General features: G+C 70.2%; 23 protein-coding genes. 15 read left to right on the top strand and 8 right to left on the bottom strand.

All coding sequences use genetic code 11. The annotated features are described in order from the left end of the window. Positions 1-24: 24 nt before the first annotated feature. Together ABT147_RS09035 and ABT147_RS09030 are read right to left on the bottom strand one after the other, a co-directional pair. Positions 25-483, bottom strand: a complete 459-nt coding sequence (locus tag ABT147_RS09035; RefSeq protein ID WP_351403633.1) for a peroxiredoxin — start codon at positions 481-483, stop codon at positions 25-27. A gap of 190 nt (positions 484-673) precedes the next feature. After that, on the bottom strand, positions 674-1111 hold the full coding sequence (locus ABT147_RS09030; RefSeq protein ID WP_020115348.1) for a DUF3052 domain-containing protein: 438 nt from the start codon (positions 1109-1111) through the stop codon (positions 674-676). Positions 1112-1525: 414 nt separating this feature from the next. Between ABT147_RS09030 and aceE the strand changes: the two genes are divergently transcribed. Together aceE and ABT147_RS09020 are read left to right on the top strand one after the other, a co-directional pair. Continuing rightward, positions 1526-4273: a pyruvate dehydrogenase (acetyl-transferring), homodimeric type gene (gene aceE, locus ABT147_RS09025; RefSeq protein ID WP_351403573.1), complete on the top strand. Its 2748-nt coding sequence runs from the start codon at positions 1526-1528 to the stop codon at positions 4271-4273. A gap of 97 nt (positions 4274-4370) precedes the next feature. After that, the gene (locus tag ABT147_RS09020; protein ID WP_351403572.1) at positions 4371-5126 is read left to right on the top strand and encodes a potassium channel family protein; all 756 of its coding nucleotides are present in this window, start codon (positions 4371-4373) and stop codon (positions 5124-5126) included. A gap of 204 nt (positions 5127-5330) precedes the next feature. Here ABT147_RS09020 and ABT147_RS09015 read toward each other — a convergent pair whose 3' ends face one another. Together ABT147_RS09015 and ABT147_RS09010 are read right to left on the bottom strand one after the other, a co-directional pair. Continuing rightward, the gene (locus tag ABT147_RS09015; protein WP_351403571.1) at positions 5331-5636 is read right to left on the bottom strand and encodes a small hydrophobic protein; all 306 of its coding nucleotides are present in this window, start codon (positions 5634-5636) and stop codon (positions 5331-5333) included. Between the two features lie 285 nt (positions 5637-5921). Next, complete coding sequence (locus ABT147_RS09010) at positions 5922-7547, bottom strand: MFS transporter (RefSeq protein ID WP_351403570.1); 1626 nt, start codon at positions 7545-7547, stop codon at positions 5922-5924. Positions 7548-7647: 100 nt separating this feature from the next. Here ABT147_RS09010 and ABT147_RS09005 point away from each other — a divergent pair, with 100 nt between their 5' ends. The 3 genes from ABT147_RS09005 to ABT147_RS08995 all read left to right on the top strand — a co-directional run bounded on the left by ABT147_RS09005 (position 7648) and on the right by ABT147_RS08995 (position 10587). After that, the gene (locus ABT147_RS09005) at positions 7648-8325 is read left to right on the top strand and encodes a TetR/AcrR family transcriptional regulator (RefSeq protein ID WP_351403569.1); all 678 of its coding nucleotides are present in this window, start codon (positions 7648-7650) and stop codon (positions 8323-8325) included. Positions 8326-8441: 116 nt separating this feature from the next. Continuing rightward, entirely contained in the window at positions 8442-9650 is a 1209-nt protein-coding gene (locus tag ABT147_RS09000) for an alpha/beta hydrolase (protein ID WP_351403568.1), read from the top strand. Positions 9651-9726: 76 nt separating this feature from the next. Next, positions 9727-10587, top strand: coding sequence for a DUF4429 domain-containing protein (locus ABT147_RS08995; RefSeq protein ID WP_351403567.1), 861 nt, complete (start codon positions 9727-9729; stop codon positions 10585-10587). 139 nt (positions 10588-10726) lie between these two features. Here ABT147_RS08995 and ABT147_RS08990 read toward each other — a convergent pair whose 3' ends face one another. Both ABT147_RS08990 and ABT147_RS08985 read right to left on the bottom strand, forming a co-directional pair. Continuing rightward, positions 10727-11740, bottom strand: coding sequence for an aldo/keto reductase (locus ABT147_RS08990; RefSeq protein WP_351403566.1), 1014 nt, complete (start codon positions 11738-11740; stop codon positions 10727-10729). Further along, positions 11737-12231, bottom strand: coding sequence for a MerR family transcriptional regulator (locus ABT147_RS08985; protein WP_351403565.1), 495 nt, complete (start codon positions 12229-12231; stop codon positions 11737-11739). The genes ABT147_RS08990 and ABT147_RS08985 overlap by 4 nt, the downstream gene beginning before the upstream one ends. Positions 12232-12327: 96 nt before the next feature. On the opposite strand from ABT147_RS08985, the gene ABT147_RS08980 reads away from it, so the two are divergent. The 3 genes from ABT147_RS08980 to ABT147_RS08970 all read left to right on the top strand — a co-directional run bounded on the left by ABT147_RS08980 (position 12328) and on the right by ABT147_RS08970 (position 15662). After that, positions 12328-12804 carry a GNAT family N-acetyltransferase gene (locus ABT147_RS08980; protein ID WP_351403563.1) on the top strand — a complete coding sequence of 159 codons (477 nt, stop codon included), beginning with the start codon at positions 12328-12330 and terminating at the stop codon, positions 12802-12804. 19 nt (positions 12805-12823) lie between these two features. Further along, positions 12824-13651, top strand: a complete 828-nt coding sequence (locus ABT147_RS08975) for a serine hydrolase domain-containing protein (RefSeq protein ID WP_351403562.1) — start codon at positions 12824-12826, stop codon at positions 13649-13651. A 124-nt stretch (positions 13652-13775) separates the two neighbouring features. After that, positions 13776-15662 (top strand): serine/threonine-protein kinase, encoded by a 1887-nt coding sequence (locus ABT147_RS08970; protein ID WP_351403561.1) that lies wholly within the window; start codon positions 13776-13778, stop codon positions 15660-15662. A 7-nt stretch (positions 15663-15669) separates the two neighbouring features. Here ABT147_RS08970 and ABT147_RS08965 read toward each other — a convergent pair whose 3' ends face one another. Continuing rightward, a complete protein-coding gene (locus ABT147_RS08965; RefSeq protein WP_351403631.1) occupies positions 15670-16335 on the bottom strand; it encodes a pirin family protein in 666 nt (221 codons plus the stop codon). A gap of 62 nt (positions 16336-16397) precedes the next feature. Here ABT147_RS08965 and fasR point away from each other — a divergent pair, with 62 nt between their 5' ends. The 5 genes from fasR to fabF all read left to right on the top strand — a co-directional run bounded on the left by fasR (position 16398) and on the right by fabF (position 21369). After that, a complete protein-coding gene (gene fasR, locus ABT147_RS08960) occupies positions 16398-17600 on the top strand; it encodes a fatty acid biosynthesis transcriptional regulator FasR (RefSeq protein ID WP_351403560.1) in 1203 nt (400 codons plus the stop codon). An 89-nt stretch (positions 17601-17689) separates the two neighbouring features. Continuing rightward, positions 17690-18604 (top strand): ACP S-malonyltransferase, encoded by a 915-nt coding sequence (locus ABT147_RS08955; RefSeq protein WP_351403559.1) that lies wholly within the window; start codon positions 17690-17692, stop codon positions 18602-18604. Positions 18605-18613: 9 nt separating this feature from the next. Then, positions 18614-19645, top strand: a complete 1032-nt coding sequence (locus tag ABT147_RS08950; RefSeq protein ID WP_351403558.1) for a ketoacyl-ACP synthase III — start codon at positions 18614-18616, stop codon at positions 19643-19645. A gap of 101 nt (positions 19646-19746) precedes the next feature. Continuing rightward, on the top strand, positions 19747-19995 hold the full coding sequence (locus ABT147_RS08945; protein WP_286257020.1) for an acyl carrier protein: 249 nt from the start codon (positions 19747-19749) through the stop codon (positions 19993-19995). Positions 19996-20097: 102 nt separating this feature from the next. Continuing rightward, positions 20098-21369 carry a beta-ketoacyl-ACP synthase II gene (gene fabF / locus ABT147_RS08940; RefSeq protein WP_351403557.1) on the top strand — a complete coding sequence of 424 codons (1272 nt, stop codon included), beginning with the start codon at positions 20098-20100 and terminating at the stop codon, positions 21367-21369. 147 nt (positions 21370-21516) lie between these two features. Here fabF and ABT147_RS08935 read toward each other — a convergent pair whose 3' ends face one another. Continuing rightward, on the bottom strand, positions 21517-22011 hold the full coding sequence (locus ABT147_RS08935) for a DUF3145 domain-containing protein (protein WP_351403555.1): 495 nt from the start codon (positions 22009-22011) through the stop codon (positions 21517-21519). A 287-nt stretch (positions 22012-22298) separates the two neighbouring features. Between ABT147_RS08935 and ABT147_RS08930 the strand changes: the two genes are divergently transcribed. Both ABT147_RS08930 and ABT147_RS08925 read left to right on the top strand, forming a co-directional pair. After that, positions 22299-23204 (top strand): SGNH/GDSL hydrolase family protein, encoded by a 906-nt coding sequence (locus ABT147_RS08930; protein ID WP_351403554.1) that lies wholly within the window; start codon positions 22299-22301, stop codon positions 23202-23204. A 15-nt stretch (positions 23205-23219) separates the two neighbouring features. After that, positions 23220-24212, top strand: coding sequence for an aldose epimerase family protein (locus ABT147_RS08925; protein ID WP_351403553.1), 993 nt, complete (start codon positions 23220-23222; stop codon positions 24210-24212). The last annotated feature ends 76 nt before the right edge of the window (positions 24213-24288 follow it).

Genomic DNA, 24288 nt, shown 5'->3' with positions numbered 1-24288 from the left:
GCCGTAGGGCTTGGAACCGAAGAATCACAGGGTGTCGAGGGCCGCGAGGTACTCGTTCAGGTCGCGGGCGTCCGGCAGGGCGTTGACGACCGACCAGCGGACGACGCCCTCCTTGTCCACGATGAACGTGCCGCGCACCGCGCAGCCCTTGTCCGCGTCGAACACGCCGTACGCCCGGGAGACCTCGCCGTGCGGCCAGAAGTCCGACAGCAGCGGGTAGTCCAGGCCCTCCTGCTCGGCGAAGACCCGCAGCGTGTGGATCGAGTCGTTCGACACCGCCAGCAGCTGTACGTCGTCGTTCACGAACTTCGGCAGGTTGTCCCGCAGCTCGCACAGCTCCCCGGTGCAGACCCCGGTGAACGCGAACGGGTAGAAGAGCACCACCACGTTCTTCTCGCCCCGGAAGTCCGAGAGCCGCACGGTGGCGCCGTGGTTGTCCTTCAGCTCGAAGTCGGGAGCCTTGTCGCCGACCTGGATCGCCATGATCTTCCTGAGTCCCTTCATGGACCGTTCGGGTGTCCCAGCCTACGCACGAGAAACGGCGCGCCCCCGGAGGGGTGGCCCCGAAGGGGCCCTCTCCAGGGGCGCGGGGAACTGCGCGACAAGCCACGACGAAACCGAGGCCGCCACCGCACAGAACCCATCGAGCTCTCAGGCGAACGTCACTGCTTGACTACTTCTTCGACTTCGCCGCCTTCGGCGTCACCAGCCGGCTCCCACTCCAGTCCTTGCCGACGCTGACGCTCTTCGACGCGGACAGTCCCGCGGTCGTCGCGGCTTCGGAGATGTCGCTGGGCTCCACATAGCCGTCACGCCCGGTCTTGGGCGTCAGCAGCAGGATCGAGCCACCCTCCTCGATGTACGTGGTGGCGTCCACCAGTACGTCGGTCAGGTCGCCGTCGTCGTCTCGGAACCACAGCACGACGGCATCGGCCACGTCGTCGTAGTCCTCGTCGACGAGCTCACTGCCTACGACTTCTTCGATGGACTCGCGGAGCTCCTGGTCGACATCGTCGTCGTAGCCGATCTCCTGGACCACCTGCTCGGGCTGGAACCCCAGCCTCGCGGCAGGGTTCGTCCGCTCCTCCGCGTGGTCCGCGGTCGCGCTCACGGGTTGCCTCCTGATCATGTTCGGGTGGGGTTGCCCCCGGGGAAGTTCAGCCACGCGCGTGCGCGAAGCGTTGGCCGTAGTCCACACGGGCGGGACGGATCGCGCAAGTACCCAGCCTTCCAGACCGCCGAAACGGTGACGATCCGGGCCGTGTCACCGCAACTCTCTGCGCGGATTCTCAGCTTCACGTGACGCACGCCACACCGTTCTGCCCGTTTTGTGCATTCGGCAACCATAGGGGGGTACGAGCATCGAATACCTTTACTACCTTTGCCGAGCAAGCTACCGCCCTGGTTACCTCTCGGTAGAGATGACGTTTGCGTCCCCGAGGTACACGATGGGGGGCGGTGCAGGCACCTAGAGAACACCCATGAAAAACCCTGAAGAGCGGCCCTCTGACAGCTAAGGAACAGCGTGGCTTCCGGATCCGATCGCAATCCGATCATCATTGGCGGCCTTCCGAGTCAGGTCCCTGACTTCGATCCCGAGGAGACCCAGGAGTGGCTCGACTCGCTCGACGCCGCCGTGGACGAGCGCGGCCGTGAGCGCGCGCGCTACCTGATGCTCCGGCTCATCGAGCGGGCCCGTGAGAAGCGTGTGGCCGTGCCCGAGATGCGCAGCACGGACTACGTCAACACCATCCCGACCAAGGCCGAGCCGTTCTTCCCGGGCAACGAGGAGATCGAGCGGAAGATCCTCAACGCGACACGGTGGAACGCCGCCGTGATGGTGTCGCGCGCCCAGCGCCCCGGCATCGGGGTCGGCGGCCACATCGCGACCTTCGCGTCCTCCGCCTCCCTCTACGACGTGGGCTTCAACCACTTCTTCCGCGGCAAGGAGGAGGGCGACGGCGGCGACCAGATCTTCTTCCAGGGCCACGCCTCCCCCGGCATCTACGCCCGCGCGTACATGCTGGACCGGCTCGACGACCGGCAGCTGGACGCCTTCCGCCAGGAGAAGTCGAAGGCGCCGTACGGTCTGTCCAGCTACCCGCACCCGCGGCTGATGCCGGACTTCTGGGAGTTCCCGACCGTGTCCATGGGCCTCGGTCCGCTGGGCGCCATCTACCAGGCGCGGATGAACCGGTACATGGAGGCGCGCGGTATCGCGGACACCTCCAAGTCCCATGTCTGGGCGTTCCTCGGGGACGGCGAGATGGACGAGCCGGAGTCGCTCGGCCAGCTCACGATCGCCGCCCGCGAGGGCCTCGACAACCTGACCTTCGTGGTGAACTGCAACCTCCAGCGCCTCGACGGCCCGGTGCGCGGCAACGGCAAGGTCATCCAGGAGCTGGAGTCGGTCTTCCGGGGCGCCGGCTGGAACGTGATCAAGCTCGTCTGGGACCGCTCCTGGGACCCGCTGCTCGCACAGGACCGCGACGGTGTGCTGGTCAACCGGATGAACACCACTCCGGACGGCCAGTACCAGACGTACGCCACCGAGACCGGCGCGTACATCCGCGACCACTTCTTCGGTGACGACCACCGGCTGCGCGCGATGGTCGAGAACATGACCGACGACCAGATCCTGCACCTGGGCCGCGGCGGTCACGACCACCGCAAGATCTACGCGGCGTACAAGGCGGCGTACGAGCACAAGGGCCAGCCGACGGTCATCCTGGCGAAGACGGTCAAGGGCTGGACGCTGGGCCCGAACTTCGAGGGCCGCAACGCCACGCACCAGATGAAGAAGCTGACGGTCGCCGACCTCAAGGGCTTCCGCGACCGCCTCCACCTGCCCATCTCCGACAAGGAGCTGGAGTCCGGCGTGCCGCCGTACTACCACCCGGGGCGGAACTCGGAGGAGCTCCAGTACATGCACGACCGCCGCAAGGGGCTCGGCGGGTACGTCCCGACGCGTGTCGTGCGGGCGAAGCCGCTGGCCCTGCCGGACGAGAAGACGTACGCGAGTGTGAAGAAGGGTTCCGGTCAGCAGTCCATCGCCACCACCATGGCGTTTGTCCGACTGCTGAAGGACCTCATGCGGGACAAGGAGATCGGCAAGCGGTTCGTGCTGATCGCGCCCGACGAGTACCGCACCTTCGGTATGGACTCGTTCTTCCCGAGCGCGAAGATCTACAACCCGCTCGGCCAGCAGTACGAGGCGGTCGACCGCGATCTGCTGCTCGCCTACAAGGAGTCGCCGACGGGCCAGATGCTGCACGACGGCATCTCGGAAGCGGGCTGTACGGCCTCGCTGATCGCGGCGGGCTCGGCGTACGCGACGCACGGCGAGCCGCTCATCCCGGTCTATGTCTTCTACTCGATGTTCGGTTTCCAGCGCACCGGTGACCAGTTCTGGCAGATGGCCGACCAGCTGGCGCGCGGTTTCGTCCTGGGCGCGACCGCCGGCCGTACGACCCTGACCGGTGAGGGTCTCCAGCACGCGGACGGCCACTCGCAGCTGCTCGCCTCGACGAACCCGGGCTGTGTCGCCTACGACCCGGCGTACGGGTACGAGATCGCGCACATCGTGAAGGACGGTCTGCGCCGGATGTACGGCGAGACCGCCGACGGCAAGCCCGGCGAGGACGTCTTCTACTACCTCACCGTCTACAACGAGCCGATCCAGCACCCGGCCGAGCCGGCGGACGTGGACGTGGAGGGCATCCTCAAGGGCATCCACCGCGTCAAGGCCGGCGAGTCGGGCTCGATCCCGGGGCAGATCATCGCCTCCGGTGTCGCGGTGCCGTGGGCGATCGAGGCGCAGCGGATCCTGGCCGCCGACTGGAACGTCAAGGCGGACGTCTGGTCGGCGACCTCCTGGAACGAGCTGCGCCGCGAGGCCGTCGACGTGGAGCGGCACAACCTGCTGCACCCGGAGGAGGAGCAGCAGGTCCCGTACGTGACGCGGAAGCTGAGCGGCGCCGAGGGGCCGTTCGTGGCCGTCTCCGACTGGATGCGGTCGGTGCCGGACCAGATCGCGCGATGGGTGCCGGGCACGTACCAGTCGCTGGGCGCGGACGGTTTCGGCTTCGCGGACACGCGGGGCGCGGCGCGGCGGTTCTTCCACATCGACGCGCAGTCGATCGTGGTCGCGGTGCTGACCGAGCTGGCCCGTGAGGGCAAGGTCGACCGCTCGGTGCTGAAGCAGGCCATCGACCGCTATCAGCTGCTGGACGTGGCGGCGGCCGACCCGGGCGCGGCGGGCGGAGACGCGTAGTCGCTGCGCTGGGCCGAGCCGGTCAGAACGGCCGGTGGTGTCAAGGGGTGGTGAACCTGTGGGTTCACCACCCCTTCACGTTTCCTACGATGCGGGCATGAAGCAGCGATCGGTACCGGCCCAGGTCCGTTGGGAAGAGCGCACACAGCGGCCTCTGTTCTGCCTGGCGGCGGTGTTCGCCGTGGCGTACGCCGTGCCGATCGTGCGGCCGGACGCGAGCGACCGGGTGAGGTGGTGGTGCGAGGCCGCCGAGTGGGGGGTGTGGGGCGCGTTCGCCCTGGACTACGTCATCCGGCTGCTCCTCGCCGAGCGGCGGCGGGAGTTCGTACGGTCGCACTGGCTGGACCTGTGCGCGGTGGTGCTCCCGATGATCCAGCCGCTGCGGCTGCTGCGGGTGGTGGCGACGTTGCTGCTGGTGGGGCAGCGGGCGCGGATGGCCTCGCAGATACGGCTCACGACGTATGTCGGCGGGGCGGTCTTGGGGCTGTTGATGTTCGGGTCGCTCGCGGTGCTGTCCGTGGAGCGGGATGCCCCCGGCGGGAACATCGACACGCTGGACGACGCGGTGTGGTGGTCGTTCACGACGATGACCACGGTGGGGTACGGGGATCACGCGCCGACGACCGGGCTGGGGCGGGTGCTGGCGGTCGGGCTGATGCTGTCGGGGATCGCGTTGCTGGGTGTGGTGACGGCGAACATCGCGGCGTGGTTCATAGCGCGGTTCGAGAAGGACGACGCGGAGGAGCGGCGGCAGACAGCCGCGATAGCGGAGTTGGCCGAGGAGGTTCGGTTGCTGCGGGCCGAGGTGGCGTCGTTGAAGTCCGTCGAAGGGGTGCCTGAGCAGCGCCGGTGACCGTAGGGGTGGGGGTGCGTCGGCGGGTGCGGGTGCGTGGGGGCTGGTCGCGCAGTTCCCCGCGCCCCTGAAGACAACGGCCCCTGCGGGCCGTTGAAAAAGCAGGGGCGCAGCCCCTGCTCTTTCAGGGGCGCGGGGAACTGCGCGAGAAGCCCCACGCACCCGCACCCGACAACGCACCCCGTTTCTCGCTCACCCCGGGGGTCAGAAGAAGCCGGCCCCCGGTGTCGCCGTGCCGGCCAGCCAGATGATGGCCAGGACGGTGTCGATGGCACCCAGAACGACCGCGATGATCGCGGGGACGGGGCGGGCGCCGGACCAGGTGCGGTTCATGGCCAGCCAGCCGCACAGGATCGCCACGGGGCCGAGAATGATGCCCAGGACGAAGAATCCCGCGATCGCGCAGATGACGCCGATGATCCCGAGTGTCGCGCGATCCGGCCCGCTCCGTGACCACGTCCAGCCACGTGATCGGGGGTGCCTGCGCGTACCGTGTCCGAAGCCCGCCATCGTCAACAACTCCCTGAACCTCGCGGTCAGTTCGAGTACAGGACGGCGAGTACCCCCGCGGAGTGGTTGAAACCGGGGGATGGTGTCGGAACCGTCTGCGCGCGCTGCCCCCCTCCGGCAGCGCGCCGCAGACCCCCGGGTCACTCCGCCGCCAACGACCATGCCGTGCGGAGGACTTGACCCACTGTGACCTGCGGCGCGTACCAGGTGGAAGCGATCTTCAGACTTGTCACCCTGATAGGCGAACGCGGGCGGAAACCCGCGCGCGAGGCAATGGCGGAGTTGCTAGATGTGCGCCGCTCCCGCACCCGCCTCGGCGTTCTCGCCGCGCTTGGTCAGGAACGCCACGAGGACGGCGACCGCGGCCACCCCGGCGGCGACGAGCGACGCCAGGCCCATGCCCGACATGAACGTGTCGTGCGCGACCGTGGCGATCTTCGCGGCGACCTCCGGCGGGGTGCCCTCGGCGACCGGCGGGACACCGACCTGGACGGCCTCGGAGGCCTGGCCGAGCTGGGCCTCGGTGAGCGGCGGAAGGCCGGCGTCGGCCCAGTTGCCCGGCAGATCGCCGTCGACCTTGGAGGCCATCACGGCGCCCAGCACGGCCGTACCGAGGCTGCCGCCGATCTGCATCGCGGCCTGCTGGAGGCCACCGGCGACACCGGACAGCTCCAGGGGCGCGTTGCCGACGATGACCTCGGTGGCGCCGACCATGACCGGGGCGAGGCCGAGGCCGAGGAGCGCGAACCAGAGGGACATCACGGCGCTGCCGGTGTCGGTCTCCAGCGTCGACATGCCGTACATCGCGATCGCGGTGAGGGCCATGCCGCCGGCCAGCGGGATGCGCGGTCCGGCCTTGGTGATGATCGCGCCCGCCAGCGGCGAGCCGACGATCATCATGCCGGTGAGCGGGAGAAGGTGCAGACCCGCGTCGATGGGGCTCATCCCGTGGACGTTCTGGAGGTAGAACGTCACGAAGAACAGGCCGCCCATGAAGGCGATGGCCATCAGGACCATCAGGACGACACCCGCGGACAGGGGTACGGAACGGAACAGGGCCAGCGGGATCAGCGGCTCCTTCACCTTCGTCTCCCAGAAGGCGAAGACGGCGAAGAGGACGATGGAGCCGACCAGGAAGGTCCAGGTCTGGGTGTCGCCCCAGCCCCACTCCGGTGCCTTGATGAGGGCCCAGACCAGGCAGAACATCGCTCCGGAGAGCAGCGCGATGCCGAGGACGTCGAAGGAGCGCGGGGCGTTCTCGGCGCGATGGTCCAGCAGGATCCAGGCGCCCAGGGCGACGGCGAGGATGCCGACGGGGACGTTGATCCAGAACACCGACTGCCAGCTGACGTTCTCCACGAGGAAGCCGCCGAGGATCGGGCCGCCCGCGGTGGAGGCACCGATGACCATGCCCCAGATGCCGATCGCCATGTTCAGCTTCTCGGCGGGGAAGGTGGCGCGGAGCAGGCCGAGTGCGGCCGGCATCAGCAGCGCGCCGAACAGGCCCTGGAAGACCCGGAAGGTCACCACGAAGGCGACCGAGTCCGACAGGCCGATGGCCCCGGAGGCGGCGGCGAAGCCGACCACGCCTATGAGGAAGGTCTGGCGGTGGCCGAAGCGGTCGCCCAGCTTGCCCGCGGTGATGAGGGTGACCGCCAGCGCGAGGAAGTACGCGTTGGTGATCCACTGGACCTCGGCGAAGCTCGCCTTGAGGTCGTCCGCGATGACCGGGTTGGCGATCGCCACGATGGTGCCGTCGAGGGCGACCATCATGACGCCGACGGCCACGGTGAGGAGGGTGAACCAGGGATGGCCGCGCAGGCCCCGGCCCTGGTTCGTCGTCGGGTCCGACGGGACGACTGGCGCCTTGTCCCCCGGTCCCGTCTTGTCGACAGTGGTCTGACTAGTCATACGCGCGAGGCTAATGACAGCCACTGACAGTTGACAAACCAATTCACAAGTCGGTAACTGTCACGTCACTCGCCGCAGGGGCGGGTGGAGACGAGGGTTCATGGAGACGGCGGCCACGGCGACGACGGCGGCGACCGAGGAGCGGCCCGGGCTGCGCGAGCGCAAGAAGCAGCGCACCCACGACGCGTTGCTGCGGGCGGCCCTGGAGCTGTTCACGACCCAGGGGTACGAGGCGACGACGGTCGACGAGATCGCCGAGGCCGTGGACGTCTCGCAGCGCACCTTCTTCCGCTACTTCGCGGGCAAGGAGGAGGCCGCCCTCGCGGTCATCGACCTCACCCAGCGGCACTTCCTGGCCGGTGTGCGCGCCCGGCCCTCGCACGAGGCCCCGCTGGAGGCGATGCGCAACGCCGTCCTGGAGGGCTGGGACGCCATCGGCGAGGCCGTCGACCAGGTCGTCCCCGCCGAGCTCTTCCTGCGCGCCTACGGCATGGTCGAGTCGACGCCCGCGCTGCTGGCCGCCCACCTGCGCCGCGCGGACGAGGTGGCGCGGGAGATGGAGCGGATCATCGCCGAGCGCGAGGGGCTCGACGTGGACACCGACCCCCGGCCGCGCGTGGCGGTGGCCGTCTTCGGCGGTGTGATGCGTGTCACCGAGCGCCTGTGGGCCCTGGGCGGCGACCTCAGCATGGAGGCCATGCGGGAACTGACCGCCGCGCATCTGGACGCCGTACGGCCGTCGTTGGCCGAGAAGTGGCGTACTGACCGAAAGACCTAGGGAACGGCACCTTCGGGACCTTCTCTGCGGCACCGTACGGAACGGGCGTGATCGAAACGTGATCCGCCTCACTCGGTTAACGCGAGACCCTTCCGTTCTCTTAGTGTGTCCTTTCAGTGACTTCCTTCGACTCCTCCCCGCAACTGAACGTCTGGCGCGCACTGCTGGCGCTGGCCGTGGTTTTCGTGATGCTGGCGACCACCGGCTGGACCGCGATCCGCAGCCATCGTGAGGCGTCGCCGCTCCAGGCGTCGCTCTCCGCGTGGCAGCGCGGGACCCTCGACGGCCGCGACCTGCCGGACGCCGAATCGCCCCCGCAGCGCCTGGCCGCCTTCTTCGCCTCGCTCACCGACCGGCAGCGCACGAGACTCGCCCACCGCTATGCGCTCGCGGTCGGCAATATGAACGGCGCCCCCGTCAAGCTGCGCTACCGGGCCAACCGCATCGCCCTCAAGCAGCAGAGCGCGCACGAACGGGAGCGCATGCGCGACGAGCGGCTCTCCGCGAACGGCCGGCACGAGGCCGGCCGCCGGATGCACCGCTTCGACATGCTCGCCGCGAAGCGACGGCACATCCTCGCCTTCGACCCCGAGGGCAACGGCCGGGTCGCCGAGGCCTTCGGCAGCCTCGACAAGGCCGAGCGGGTCTCGGTCGTCGTCCCCGGCGTCGACACCGACCTCCTCAACTTCCAGCGCACCAACCGCCGGTACTCCGCGCCCGTCGGCATGGCCGAATCGCTCTACGACGCGGAGCGCGCGGCGAGCCCCGGGACCCGTACGGCGGTGATCGCCTGGGCCGACTACACCGCGCCCGCCGGCCTCGGCCTCGACTCGGCCACCGCGCTCCGCGCCGAACAGGGCTCGGTCCGGCTGAACGCGCTGGTGCGGAGCCTGCCCGGCGACTCCACCGTGGCGCTGGTGTGCCACAGCTACGGCTCCGTGGTGTGCGGGGTCGCCGCGTCCTCGCTGCCGTCCCGGGTCACCGACATCGCGGTCGCCGGCAGCCCCGGCATGCGCGCCGAGTCGGCCGGGCAACTCGGTACGACGGCCCGGGTGTGGGCCATGCGGGACGCCGACGACTGGGTCCAGGACGTGCCCTACCTGGAGGTCGGCGGGCTCGGCCACGGCGCCGACCCGGTCTCCTCGGAGTTCGGGGCGCGCATCCTGTCCGCGGCCGACGCCCGGGGGCACAGCGGCTATTTCGAGCCGGGCACCGACAGCCTGAGCAACTTCGCCGAGATCGGCATCGGCGCGTACGGGTCGGTGCGGTGTGCGCGGGAGGACGACGCGTGTCTGACGGGTCTGTCCGACAGCGCTGCGGCCTGACGCGCGTAGAGGAGTGTAAAAAGTGCGGTTCGCCTCGGTCGGGACTTCCCCGCTTCGCCCGCATACGATGAGCCGCATGGGTGACGTACTGGCCGGATTTCATGCCGCCTGGGAGTTCGAGTCCGACTCCGTGCTCATCCGCTTCGAACGGGGGATTCGCACGCCGAAGCTCTTCCAGGCGCTCGGCGAGCGACGCGTCCCCCTGGAGGCGATCGCGGGGGTGACACTGACGCCCGGGAAGCGGGGCACCGTCGTACTGCGTGCCGTGCCGCGACCGGGCGCCGATCCGCTGATGGAGGCGGCGGCGGACCAGCTCAAGGAGGGATCCGATCCGTACCGGCTGGTGCTGCCGGCCGAGCGGGAGACGCTCGCGGAGTACTACGCCGACGAGTTGCGGGCGCGGTTGACCGGGTCGGGGCCCGCCGATCGTTTTCTGGTGGCGGCCCCGGAGGTGCCGTTGCAGTTCAAGGCGTACGACGGGAAGGCGTCCTTCGACGGGCGGTCCGTGTCGTTCCGGTGGTTCTGGACGGGGGCGTCGTCGGCGAAGTGGAAGGCCGGGGACCAGAGTTTCCCTGTCGAGGCGCTGAGCGGGGTCGAGTGGCGGTCGCCGGAGATGTTCGAGGGGTATCTGCGGCTGCTGCGGCGGGACGCCGCCGGTGAGCGGCCGGCACAGCCGGATCATGATCCGGCCGCCGTCGTGTTCGGGCTCGGGTACGGGCCGGTGCATGAGTCGTTGCCGTTCGCCGCGGCTGTGCTGGCGGCGGTTCGCTCCGCGGGGGGTGCGGCGGTTGCGGCGGTTCCCGTCGAGGCGGGGCCCCGGCGGGATCCGGCCGACATCGCCGACCGGATCCGGCATCTGGGGGAGTTGCATGAGGCGGGGCTGGTGACGGATGAGGAGTTCAGTGTGAAGAAGGCGGAGTTGTTGGCCGAGCTCTAGCCACGCGCCGTTCGGGGAGCGCCTCGTTGCCGAGTGCGGGTGCGTCGTGGCTGATCGCGCAGTTCCCCGCGCCCCTAAAAGCAGAAGCCCTCGCCGCCCCTGGCTGGACAGTTCGCGTGGCCCCGTCTGAAACTCTGGCCTACTCCCTGCCCGCCGACGTGAAGCGCATGTCCGCGTAGCGGTCGCCCGCTACCTGGGCCGCTATCGGTTCGAGCAGGGCCATGTCGTCCGGGCCCAGGACGATCCTCGTGGCCGCCGTGTTCTCCTCCGCCCGGCCGGGCTTGCGGGTGCCCGGGATGGGGACCACGGGGAGGCCGTGCAGGGGGGCCTGTCGGTGGACCCAGGCCAGGGCTATCTGGCCGAGGGTGGCGCCGTGGGTCTCGGCGACCTTGCGGATCGGGTCGAGCAGGGCCGCGTTGGCGGTGGCGTTGTCGCCCGTGAAACGGGGCTGATGGCGGCGGAAGTCGTCGGCGGTGAGGTCCTCGGCCTTGGCGAAGGAGCCGGTGAGGAAGCCGCGGCCGAGGGGCGAGTAGGCGACGAGGGTGACGTCGAGTTCGCGGGCCGTGGGGACGACGTTCGTCTCGATGTCGCGGCTGAACAGGGACCACTCGGACTGGAGGGCCGCGATCGGGTGCACGGCGTGGGCCGTACGGAGTTCGGCGGCCGTGACCTCGCTGAGGCCCAGATGCTTGACCTTGCCCTCGCGGACCAGGTCGGCCATGACACCGACGGTCTCCTCGATCGGGACGTTCACGTCGCGGCGGTGCATGTAGTAGAGGTCGATCACGTCGACGTCGAGGCGGCGCAGGCTCCCCTCGACGGACTCACGGATGTGCGCCGCGTCGTTGCGGATGATCCGCTTGGTCACGTCGTCGGGGTCGACCGCCAGACCGAACTTGGTGGCGATCACGACCTCGTCGCGGTGCGCCTTGACGAAGGGGGAGAGGAACTTCTCGTTCTCCCCGGCGCCGTACGCGTGCGCCGTGTCGTAGAGCGTGACGCCCAGTTCCAGCGCGCGCTCCAGGGTGGCCCTGGACTCCGCCGCGTCCGAGGGGCCGTACGCGAAGCTCATGCCCATACAGCCGAGGCCCTGTACGCCCACCTCGGGGCCGTCTGCGCCCAGCCGTGCCTTCGCGATCCTGCCGTCCGTCATGAGGCCCTCTCCGACGCCAGGGCGCGCCCGGCGTCAGCATAGAAGTTGATCTTGCGGTCGAGCACGTTCAGGGTGTCCTGCAGCTCGGCGATCCGGGACAGGACGTCGTCCCTGGTCGACTTGAGCAGGTCGAAGCGCTCGGTGTAGGTGTGGTCGCCCTCGCGCACCAGTTCCGCGTACCGGACCATGTCGGCGACCGGCATGCCCGTCAGCCGGAGCTTGCCGACGAGGTCGAGCCAGTCGAGGTCGCGGTTGCGGTAGCGGCGCTGGCCGGTGTGGGAGCGGTCGATGTGCGGCATCAGGCCGATCCGCTCGTACCAGCGCAGCGTGTGCGCCGTCAGACCGGTGAGGTCGACGACCTCGCTGATCGTGTATCTGTCCTGCCCGTCCGGCCGCCGCGGCTTCAGCGGCGGACCGGCACAACTGTCGGAACTGGCGGCACTCGTGGCACTCGTCGTACTCGTGGTGCTCGTGGTCTCCATCACCGTCATGACCCCCACGCTAAAACCTTGGAGCGCGCTCCAAGCAAGCGAATCCGGTAAGAAAACATGGGGACGTGACGTGATCCCGCTCGTTAGCGTGCGGACATGAGTCTTGTACGACGTGCCACGGCCGAGGACGCGGAGGAAGTGCTCCGGCTGCGCCAGGTGATGATCGACTCGATGGTGGCCGGAGGGCCGGGCGGTCCCACGGACTGGCACACCGAGTCGCTGCCCACGCTGCGCCGCCGACTCGCCCGTCCCGACGGGGAGTTCGCGGCCTTCGTCGCCGACCATCCGGAGCGGCCGGACGCGCTCGCCGCGCTGGTGGTGGGGACGATCGACTACCGGATCGGGAAGGCCGGCAACCCGCGCGGCAGGGTCGGGCACGTCTTCAGCGTGGCCACCGACCCGGAGTGCCGGCGCAGGGGTTACGCGCGTGCCTGTATGGAGGCCCTCGTCGACTGGTTCCGCGAGGTCGGCGCCGGATACGTGCATCTGACCGCGTCCCCCGACGCCGAGCCGCTGTACGCGTCGATGGGCTTCCGGCGCCGGCCCGACCCCTTGATGCAGCTGGACCTCTGAGCCGCTTAGGCTCGTGGGCATGTCACTGCAGAGCCTCGCCCTGATCGAGAACTGGCCGGTTCCCACGGCCGCCGCGGCCGTCGTACGGGCCGACGGGACCGTACTCGGATCGCACGGCCCCACCGGGCACCGCTTCCCGCTGGCCTCGGTGACCAAGCCGCTCGCCGCGTACGCCGCGCTGGTCGCGTACGAGGAGGGGGCGATCGAGCTGGACGAGGCGGCGGGTCCGGCGGGGTCGACCGTGCGGCACCTGCTGGCGCACACCTCGGGGCTGGCCTTCGACGAGCACCGGGTGACGGCGGTACCCGGGGAGCGGCGGCTGTACTCCAACGCCGGGTTCGAGGCGCTCGGCGACCATGTGGCCAAGGCGGCGGACATCCCGTTCGCGGAGTACGCGCGGCAGGCGGTGCTGGAGCCGCTGGGGATGACGGCCACCTCGCTGGACGGCTCCCCGGCCAAGGACGGTGTGTCGAGCGTCGACGACCTGGTGCGGTTCGCGTCCGAGGTGCAGGCGCCCCGGCTCCTCGACCCTCGCACGGTCGCGGAGGCGATGACCGTGCAGTACCCGGGCACGAAGGGCGTCCTGCCGGGCTACGGGCACCAGAACCCCAACGACTGGGGCCTCGGCTTCGAGATCCGGGACTCCAAGGCCCCCCACTGGACGGGGACTTCGTCGTCGCCGCGCACCTTCGGGCACTTCGGGCAGTCGGGGACGTTCCTGTGGATCGACCCCGTCGCCGGGATCGCCTGTGTCGCGCTGACGGACCGGGCGTTCGGGCCGTGGGCGGTCGAGGCCTGGACTCCGTTCACGGACGCTGTGCTCGCCGAGGTCGGGAACGGTGTCTGATTCGTGAAGGAAGCGACAACTCTTCGACGGAAGGAGTGGGTGACCGGTCCGAGCGGCCCCCGGCACCGATCCGTCGGCTAACGTCCCCCCTGCACATCAGCCGCACAGCTTTCGGGGGAGCACCATGGGCGAGGTTCGCGCGGGCGGGCAGTTCCGGCCGTTGGAGGCCGGTGACCCGACGACCGTGGCGAGCTACCGGCTCGCGGCGCGGCTCGGCTCGGGCGGCATGGGCACCGTCTATCTGTCGTACACGCCGGGCGGGCACCCGATCGCGCTGAAGACGATCCGGCCCGAGCTGAGCGAGGACCCCGAGTTCCGCCGCCGGTTCAAGCAGGAGGTGCAGGCCGCCCAGCGGGTGCAGGGCCTGTACACCGCGCCCGTCCTCGACCACGACACCGAGGGCACGCAGCCCTGGCTGGCCACCGCGTACGTACCCGGCCCGTCGCTGCACGCGGCGGTCGCCGAGCACGGCGCGCTGCCGCTGAACTCCGTCCTGCTGCTGCTCGCCGGCGTCGCGGAGGCGCTGTCGGTCATCCACGGCGCGGGCATCGTCCACCGCGACCTGAAGCCCTCCAACGTGCTGCTCGCCGCCGACGGGCCCCGGGTCATCGACTTCGGCATCGCGCGGGCCGCCGACGCCACCGCCCTGACCGGCACCGGCGTGTCCATCGGCACCCCGGCCTTCATGTCGCCGGAGCAGGCGGCCGGGAAGCCGGTCACCCCCGCGTCGGACATCTTCGCGCTCGGCCAGGTCGCCGCGTTCGCGGCACGCGGCTCCGGCGCGTACGGCGACGGCCCCTCGCACGCCGTGCTGTACCGGATCGTCCACGAGGAGCCCGACCTCAGCGGCCTCGCCGACGAACTCCGGTTCATCGAACGCTGTCTGGCCAAGGACCCGGCCGACCGCCCCTCCCCCGCCGAGGTCGTCGCCCTCTGCCAGGAGGCGTCGCCCACCCCGCTGGTGCAGTCGGGCTCCTGGCTGCCGGAGGCGATCGGCGCCGACATCACCCGGCGGGTCTCGGCGTCGGCGGACCTGCTGGCCGAGCGGAAGAAGGACAGCGAGGCCGCCACCTCGGCGACCCAGGCCCCGCCGGCCACCGCCCCGGTGACCCAGCTGAGTTCACCGTCAGTGGACCACCACCATATGCAGACGGTCTTCGCGACGCCGACACCGCACTCCGGGCCGACGACCCCGCCTCCGCCGGGTCCGGTCGGCCCGCCGTCGACGCCGTACCATCCGCAGCCAGGGCCGCAGTCGGGCCCGCACACCGTGCCGACCGGGCACCACGCGCCGTACCCGCAGCCGGGGGGCTGGCAGCAGCCGTACCCCCAAGGACATCCGCAAGGTCATCCGCAGGGACACCCTCGCCCGATGCCCGTGCCGCCACCGCGCAACAACGTCGGCAAGTGGATCGGGATCGGTGTCGCGGCGGTGTTCGGACTCGGCCTGCTCGGCAGCTGCGCGTCGCTCGTGAAGGGCCTCACGGATTCGTCGAGCGGGTCTTCGAGCAGCTCCTCCAGCGGCTCGGTCGGCGGTACGTCGGGCGGTTCGGACGGCGGTTCCTCCGAGTCCAAGCCGAAGACCGACCCCAAGCCGGTCACGTTCAAGGGCGTCAACATCCCCGCCAACTACTACGTGCGCTTCGCGGACTCCCCGCCCAAGCCCCTCGACAGCGAGCTGGGCGTGTCGTACGAGGACGACGGGGACTTCTACTACTACTCGGACTCGCTGTTCGAGGACAAGAAGCTGGGCAGCAGCAGCGACAAGCTCGTCCTCCTGAACAACTCCCAGAAGGGCTCCCTCGAAACCTGCCGGAGCGAGACCCGGTACACGGACACCGTCAAGCTCGGCCAGGTCGCCAAGGGCTCCCAGATGTGCGTGCGCACCAACTCGGGCCACATGGGTCTGGTGACCTTCCAGGGCTCGGCGGCGAGCGGCGACCCCAGCGACTACGTCTCGGTCGACATCACGGTGTGGCGCAACGCGGAGGAGCCGGTCACCGAGAACTGACGGGCCGTCACCCGCCGATCTCCAGCTCCCACACCAGCACCTCGACCGGCCCCGAGACGGCGACCAGCTCCAGCCCCTTCTCCCCCTCGGCCCGCACGGAGTCCCCGGGCCCCAGCTCGTGCGGACCGAGCCGTACGGCACCCCGGACGACATGCACATACGTCCGGGCCGCGTCCGGCACGGCGGTCCGTTCCCCCGCCGTGCCCAGCCGCCGGACGTGCAGCATGGCGCCGGCCTCGGTGACGGCGTACGGGGTGGAGTCGGCGATGCCGTGGACGATCTCGTACGCGGGGTCGCCGCCCGGGTCCAGCGGGGCGAGCCACATCTGCACGAAGGTGAGCGGCTCGGAGCCGTCGTTGCGCTCGACGTGCCGGACCCCGCCCGCCGAGCTGAGCCGCTGGACGTCCCCGGGGCGGACGACCGTCTCGTGCCCGGTCGTGTCGCGATGGGTCAGCTCGCCCTCGACGACCCAGGTGACGATCTCGGTGTGGCTGTGCGGATGCTCGTCGAACCCGGCCCCGGGCGCGAGCCGCTCCTCGTTGCAGGCGATCACCGCGCCGAAGCGGAGATTGTCGGGGTCGTAGTGCGCCCCGAAGGAGAACGCGTGCAGGGAGGCGATCCCGGCCTCCGGATCCCCACCGGGGTAGCGCGATTCGGCGCGCCGTACGTCCATCACGTACTCCACGGTAGCGACCCGCGCCGCACGTCGGCCTCCTGATGAGGCAGTCTTGGTCCGTGCCCGAACCCGAAACCAGCAAGCCCGAATCCGCACCGCCCGTCCACGCGCATGTCGCGACATTGAAGCGGCTGGAGAAGTCGTCCGGAAGCCTCGCCGCGCAGGCCATCGCGCGGATGGACGAGACGCTGCCCTGGTACCGGGCGATGCCGCCCGAGAACCGGTCGTGGATCGGGCTGGTCGCCCAGGCCGGTATCGCCGCGTTCACGGAGTGGTTCCGGCATCCCGACGCCCCGCAGGCCATCTCCACCGATGTCTTCGGGACCGCGCCGCGTGAACTGACCCGGGCGATCACGCTCCGCCAGACCGTGGAGATGGTGCGCACGACCATCGAGGTCATGGAGTCCGCGATCGACGAGGTGGCCGCTCCCGGCGACGAGAGCGTGCTGCGCGAGGCCCTGCTCGTCTACGCCCGGGAGATCGCCTTCGCCACCGCGCAGGTGTACGCGCAGGCCGCCGAGGCACGCGGCGCCTGGGACGCCCGTCTGGAGTCCCTGGTCGTGAACGCGGTGCTCAGCGGCGAGGCCGACGAGGGCGCCGTGAGCAGGGCCGCCGCGCTCGGCTGGAACTCCCCCGACCATGTCTGTGTGGTCCTCGGCACCGCCCCCGACGGCGACAGCGAGCTGACCGTGGAGGCCATCCGGCGCGCGGCCCGGCACGCCAAGGTGCAGGTGCTCACCGGGGTCCTCGGCGACCGCCTCGTGGTGATCGCCGGCGGCAACAACGACCCGTTGCAGGTGGCGAAGTCGCTGATCGGGCCGTATGCGGCGGGCCCGGTGGTGGCCGGGCCGATCGTGCCCGACCTGCTGGCCGCGACCCGGTCCGCGCAGGCCGCGGCCGCCGGACTCAAGGCATGTACGGCGTGGCAGGACGCGCCCCGCCCCGTTCTGGCGGACGATCTGCTTCCGGAACGCGCGATCGCGGGCGACCCCAGTGCGCGAGAGCAACTGGTGGAGGAGATCTACAGACCGCTGGAGGAGGCCGGCTCCGCTCTCCTGGAGACGCTCAGCGTCTATCTCGAACAAGCCTCAAGTCTTGAGGGCGCGGCCCGAATGCTGTTCGTCCATCCCAACACCGTGCGCTACCGGCTCCGACGTGTGACTGACGTCACCGGCTGGTCGCCCTCCGATGTACGCTCTGCCTTCACCTTGCGGATCGCACTGATCCTGGGGCGTCTGGTGGATGGGGATCCCCAGCTCTAGGGTTTTGTCGGAGGGCTACAAAACCCCCTCGTGTTCTTCGTCCCTGTCCTCACGGGCGGCCTGAGCCGTCCCCAAGAGAGAGTGTGAGAGTGCTCGTACTCGTCGCTCCCGGCCAGGGCGCTCAGACGCCCGGCTTCCTGACTCCTTGGCTCGACCTTCCCGGTGCCGCCGACCGCCTCGCCGCGTGGTCGGACGCCATCGGGCTGGACCTCGCCCACTACGGCACCGAGGCCGACGCCGACGCGATCCGCGACACCGCCGTGGCCCAGCCGCTGCTCGTGGCGGCCGGACTGCTGTCCGCCGCCGCCCTGGGTGACGTCGTCCCCGGCGCGGTCGCCGGCCACAGCGTCGGCGAGATCACCGCCGCCGCGTTCGCCGGTGTCCTCGACGACACCGCCGCGCTGACCCTCGTACGCAAGCGCGGCCTGGCCATGGCCGAGGCCGCCGCGATCACCGAGACGGGTATGTCCGCGCTGCTCGGCGGCGACCCCGAGGTGACGATCCCGCACCTGGAGAAACTGGGGCTGACCCCGGCGAACGTGAACGGCGCGGGCCAGATCGTCGCCGCCGGCACGCTGGAGCAGCTGGCCGCCCTGGAGGCGGACAAGCCCGAGGGCGTACGGCGCGTGGTCGCCCTCAAGGTCGCCGGCGCCTTCCACACGCACCACATGGCCCCCGCGGTCGACACCCTCGCCAAGGCCGCCGAGGAGCTGACGCCCGGGGACCCCACGGTCACCTATGTCTCGAACAAGGACGGGCGGGCCGTCGCCACCGGCGCCGAGGTGCTCTCCCGTCTGGTCGGTCAGGTCGCCAACCCGGTCCGCTGGGACCTGTGCATGGAGACCTTCAAGGAGCTGGGCGTGACCGCGCTCGTCGAGGTGTGCCCCGGCGGCACGCTCACCGGTCTCGCCAAGCGCGCGCTGCCGGGCGTGGCGACGGTGGCGCTCAAGACACCCGACGACCTCGACGCCGCTCGCGCGCTCATCGCCGAGCACCTGAACTAGGAGCCCTGGATGTCGAAGATCAGGCCGAGCAAGGGCGCGCCGTACGCGCGCATCCTCGGCGTGGGCGGCTACCGTCCGGTCCGGGTGGTGCCCAACGACGTGATCCTGGAGAAGATCGACTCGTCCGACGAGTGGATCCGCTCCCGCTCCGGCATCGAGACCCGGCACTGGGCGAACGACGAGGAGACCGTCGCCGCCATGTCCATCGAGGCGTCCGGCAAGGCGATCGCCGACGCCGGGATCTCCGCCGAGCAGATCGGCGCGGTCGTCGTCTCGACGGTCTCGCACTTCAGCCAGACCCCGGCCGTCGCCACCGAGATCGCCGACAAGCTCGGCACCGCCAAGGCCGCCGCCTTCGACATCTCGGCCGGCTGCGCGGGCTTCGGGTACGGCCTGACCCTCGCCAAGGGCATGGTCGTCGAGGGTTCGGCGGAGTACGTCCTCGTCATCGGCGTCGAGCGGCTGTCGGACCTGACCGACCTGGAGGACCGGGCCACGGCCTTCCTCTTCGGTGACGGTGCCGGCGCGGTCGTCGTCGGCCCCTCCCAGGAGCCGCACATCGGCCCGACGGTCTGGGGCTCCGAGGGCGACAAGTCCGGCACGATCAAGCAGACGGTCCCGTGGAACGAGTACCGGATCGGTGACCTCGAAAGGCTCCCGCTCGACAGCGAGGGCAATGTCAAGTTCCCCGCGATCACGCAGGAGGGCCAGGCGGTGTTCCGCTGGGCCGTGTTCGAGATGGCGAAGGTCGCGAAGGAGGCGCTGGACGCCGCCGGACTTTCCTCGGACGACCTGGACGTCTTCATTCCCCACCAGGCCAACGAGCGGATCATCGACTCGATGGTGAAGACACTCAAGCTGCCGGAGCACGTCACGGTCGCGCGTGACGTACGTACCACCGGCAACACCTCGGCCGCCTCGATCCCGCTCGCGATGGAGCGGCTTCTGGCGACCGGTGAGGCGAAGAGCGGCGACACCGCGCTCGTCATCGGCTTCGGGGCGGGTCTCGTGTACGCCGCGACGGTCGTTACCCTCCCCTAGGCAACCGCTTCGGATCTTGTGGTCCGGCGCGGGAAAACGCACAACCTGCCGCTGACGCGGCGGGCCGCCAACCCTCTGGAAACTACGAAGGAGCGCCCGACATGGCCGCCACTCAGGAAGAGATCGTCGCCGGTCTCGCCGACATCGTGAACGAGATCGCCGGCATCCCGGTCGAGGACGTCCAGCTGGACAAGTCCTTCACCGACGACCTGGACGTCGACTCCCTGTCCATGGTCGAGGTCGTCGTCGCCGCCGAAGAGCGCTTCGACGTCAAGATCCCGGACGACGACGTCAAGAACCTCAAGACGGTCGGCGACGCGACCGACTACATCCTCAAGAACCAGGGCTGATCCGGCGGATCGGGTCCGGCCCGGTCCCCGCGGAGCAGTCCGTCTGCCCCGCCACCCGGCGGTGGCGCCGCTGATTCCTCGTAACCGTTGGAGAACATTCCCGTGAGCTCGACCAATCGCACCGTGGTCGTCACCGGTATCGGCGCAACCACACCGCTGGGTGGCGACGCGACTTCCACCTGGGAGGGACTGGTCGCCGGCAGGTCCGGCGTCGGTCCCCTGGAGCAGGAGTGGGCCGCCGACCAGGCGGTCCGTATCGCCGCTCAGATCGCCGTGGAACCGTCCGAGGTCATTCCCCGGCCGCAGGCCCGCCGTCTGGACCGCTCGGCGCAGTTCGCGCTGATCGCGGCCAAGGAGGCGTGGGCCGACGCCGGTTACACCGAGACCTCGGCCGACGACGGCACCGTCGACGCGGACCGCGTCGGCGCGGTCATCGCCTCCGGTATCGGCGGTGTGACGACACTGCTCGACCAGTACGACGTGCTGAAGGAGAAGGGCGTACGCCGCGTCTCCCCGCACACCGTGCCCATGCTGATGCCCAACGGCCCGTCCGCCAACGTCGGTCTGTACGTGGGCGCGCGCGCCGGTGTGCACACCCCGGTCTCCGCCTGCGCGTCGGGCGCCGAGGCCATCGGCTACGCCATCGAGATGATCCGCACCGGCCGCGCCGATGTCGTGATCGCCGGTGGTACCGAGGCCGCCATCCACCCGCTGCCGATCGCCGCGTTCGGCAACATGATGGCGATGTCCAAGAACAACGAGGACCCGCAGGGCGCCTCCCGTCCGTACGACACCGGCCGTGACGGCTTCGTCCTCGGCGAGGGTGCCGGTGTCGTCGTCCTGGAGTCGGCCGAGCACGCGGCGGCGCGGGGTGCCCGGGTCTACGCCGAGGCCGTGGGCCAGGGCATCTCCGCCGACGGCCACGACATCGTGCAGCCGGAGCCGGAGGGGCGTGGGATCGCCCACGCCCTGCAGAACCTGCTGGACCGGACCGACCTGGACCCGGCGGAGATCGTGCACGTCAACGCGCACGGGACGTCGACGCCGGCCGGTGACATCGCCGAGCTGAAGGCGCTGCGGAAGGTGTTCGGTGACGACACCGACCACTTCGCGGTGTCCGCGACGAAGTCGATGACCGGGCATCTGCTCGGTGGGGCCGGTGGGGTGGAGACGGTGGCGACGGTGCTCGCGCTGTACCACCGGGTGGCTCCGCCGACGATCAATGTGAACGACCTGGACCCGGAGGCGGAGGCCAACGCGGACATTGTGCGCGGGGAGGCTCGCAAGCTGCCGGTCGAGGGTCGTATCGCCGCGCTGAACGACTCGTTCGGGTTCGGTGGGCACAACGTGGTGTTGGCGTTCCGGACGGTCTGATTCGGTCGCTGACGCGAGTGTGGCCCGGGTCCCTTTCAGGGATTCGGGCCACAGCTGTTTGTACGTCGGGTGCGGGTCGGTGGGGCTTCTCGCGCAGTTCCCCGCGCCCCTGAGAGACCGGGGTTGCCCGGCGCTTGGAAGGGGCTGCTACACGACCTGGTGCAGCCAACGCACCGGCGCGCCCTCTCCCGCGTATCTGAACGGTTCCAACTCGTCGTCCCAGGGCTTGCCGAGAAGTTTTGCGATGTCGGCTTCGAGGTCGGTCTCGCCGTTGCGGGAGCGGGTGAGGGCCGCGCGGAGGCGGTCCTCGGGGATGAGGATGTCGCCGTGGATGCCGGTGACGGCGTGGAAGATGCCGAGGTCGGGGGTGCAGCTGTAGCGCTCGCCCTCGGCGGTGGCGCAGGGCTCGGCGGTGACCTCGAAGCGGAGGAGGTGCCAGCCGCGCAGCGCGGACGCCAGCTTGGAGGCGGTGCCGGCCTGGCCCTGCCAGGAGAACTCGGAGCGCCAGGTGCCCGGGGCGGCGGGCTGCCGGATCCAGTCGAGGTTCACGCGCGTCCCGAGAACACCCGCGACGGCCCACTCGACGTGCGGGCACAGCGCACGCGGCGCGGAGTGCACGTACAGGACTCCACGTGTCGTCACCGGGGGCCTCCACAGAGCAGGACATCTTGCGATTCGACGGATCGGCAGTGGCGACGCGGCCACGTGGCGAGGCTACCGTGCGGCGGGGCAAGGAGTGTGACGTACCGTCGGAGCAGGCGCCAGGATGAACGCGGGTTTCACCCGAGGGGACGCCTGTGCGGATGGAACAGTTGCACCTTCCGTCGCATCGCTGTCGCATCGGACCCGAGGCTTTCCCTCACCGGGAACTCCCGTGCGTTGTCATGGGTGGGAACTGGCACGTGTAGGACCGACGAGGGGACCAGGGGATGCGGAAGCGACGCCACCGTTCGAAGGCGGTGTTCGGCGCGGCCTTGGCGGCGGTCCTGCTGGCCGTGACCGGCTGTGACGCCACCGGTGGCGACTCCCCCGGCCCCGAGGGGACGGGCTCGAAGGCCAAGCCCTCCGCGTCGCCCACTCCCACCCCCGCCTGGGACAGCACCCCCGAGTCGCTGGCCGCCGTCGGCGACTCCATCACCCGTGGCTTCGACGCCTGCCAGGTGCTCTCCGACTGCCCCGAGGTGTCCTGGGCGACCGGCGTCGACGCCTCGGTCGACAGTCTCGCCGTACGGCTGCTGGGCGCGTCCGGCGCGGCGTCGCGAAGCTGGAACTACGCGGTGACCGGGGCCCGGATGGCCGACCTGCCGAGCCAGGTGGCGCGGGCGGTGACCCGTAAGCCGGAGCTGGTCACGGTGATGATCGGCGCGAACGACGCGTGCCGCGCGACCGCCGCCGACATGACCCCGGTCGCCGACTTCCGCGCCGACTTCGCGGACGCGATGGCCACCCTGCGGGACTCCCTGCCCAAGGCTCAGGTGTTCGTGGCGAGCGTGCCGGATCTGAAGCGGCTGTGGTCCGAGGGCCGCAAGAGCCCGATGGGCAAGCAGGTGTGGAAGCTGGGCATCTGCCCGTCCATGCTGGCCGACCCCGACGCCCTGACCACGGCGGCCGGAGAGCGGCGGGACGCCGTCCAGGACCGGGTGGAGGCGTACAACGACGTGCTGCGCGAGGTCTGCGAGAAGGACCGCTACTGCCGGTACGACGGGGACGCCGTCTTCGACTACCGCTTCGGGCAGACCCAGCTCAGCCAGTGGGACTGGTTCCATCCGAGTGTGGACGGGCAGGCGCGGCTGGCGGAGATCGCGTACCGGATCGTCAGCGCCAAGGAGTCGTGACCTAGGGTTTCGCGCATGAGCGAACTTTTCGGCACACTTTCCGACGGCACGCCCGTTCACCGGTGGACGCTGGAGCGGGGCGGCACCCGGGTGCGGATCCTGACGTACGGCGGGATCGTGCAGTCGGTGGAGCTGCCCGACCGCGAGGGGCGGACGGCGGACGTGGTGCTGGGGTTCGCCGATCTCGACGGGTACCTGCGGAATCCGGGGCCGTTCTTCGGTGCGCTCATCGGGCGGTACGCCAACCGGATCGCGGGCGGGCGGTTCACGCTCGACGGGCGGGTGTACGAGTTGGCGCGCAACAACCCGCCGAACTCCCTGCACGGTGGTCCGCTCGGCTATGACAAGCGGGTGTGGGAGGCCGAGTCCGTCGGCGACGGGGCCGGGGTGCGGTTGTCGCGGGTGAGTCCGGACGGGGAGGAAGGGTTTCCGGGGCGGCTGGAGGTGTCCGCGACGTACACGCTGGACGCGGACGGGGGTGCGTTGCGGATCGCGTACGAGGCCGTCACCGACGCGCCGACCGTCGTGAACCTCACCAATCACTCGTACTGGAATCTCGCGGGGGCCGGCACCGGGAGCGCGGGTGGGCATGAGCTGCGGATCTCCGCGTCGCGGGTGACACCGGTGGACGCGGATCTGATTCCGACGGGTGAGTTGGCGGAGGTGGCGGGGACTCGGTTCGACTTCCGGGTGGCGCGGAAGGTGGGGAGTGGGTACGACCACAACTTCGTGCTCGACAAGGGGGTCACGCGGAGTGCGGAGGGGGTCGCCGAGTTGTGGGAGGCGGGGTCGGGGCGGGTGTTGAGTGTGGCCACGACCGAGCCGGGGATGCAGCTCTATACGGCGGATCATCTGGAAGGGCGCCCGTTCGGGCCCGGGGGTGGGGTCGCGTTGGAGACGCAGCACTTTCCTGATTCGCCGAACCGGCCGGGGTTTCCGAGTACGGAGTTGCGGCCGGGCGGCGTTTATCGGTCGGAGACGGTTTATGGGTTCGGGGTGCGTTCGTAGTCGTAGTTGTAGTCGGGTGCGGGTTCGTGGGGGCTGGTCGCGCAGTTCCCCGCGCCCCTAAGGGGGCGCTGCAGTT

Origin of the sequence: Streptomyces sp. NPDC001868 (assembly GCF_040297125.1) — a bacterium.
Lineage (GTDB): Bacteria > Actinomycetota > Actinomycetes > Streptomycetales > Streptomycetaceae > Streptomyces.
This window is presented reverse-complemented; position numbering and strand designations above follow the sequence as displayed.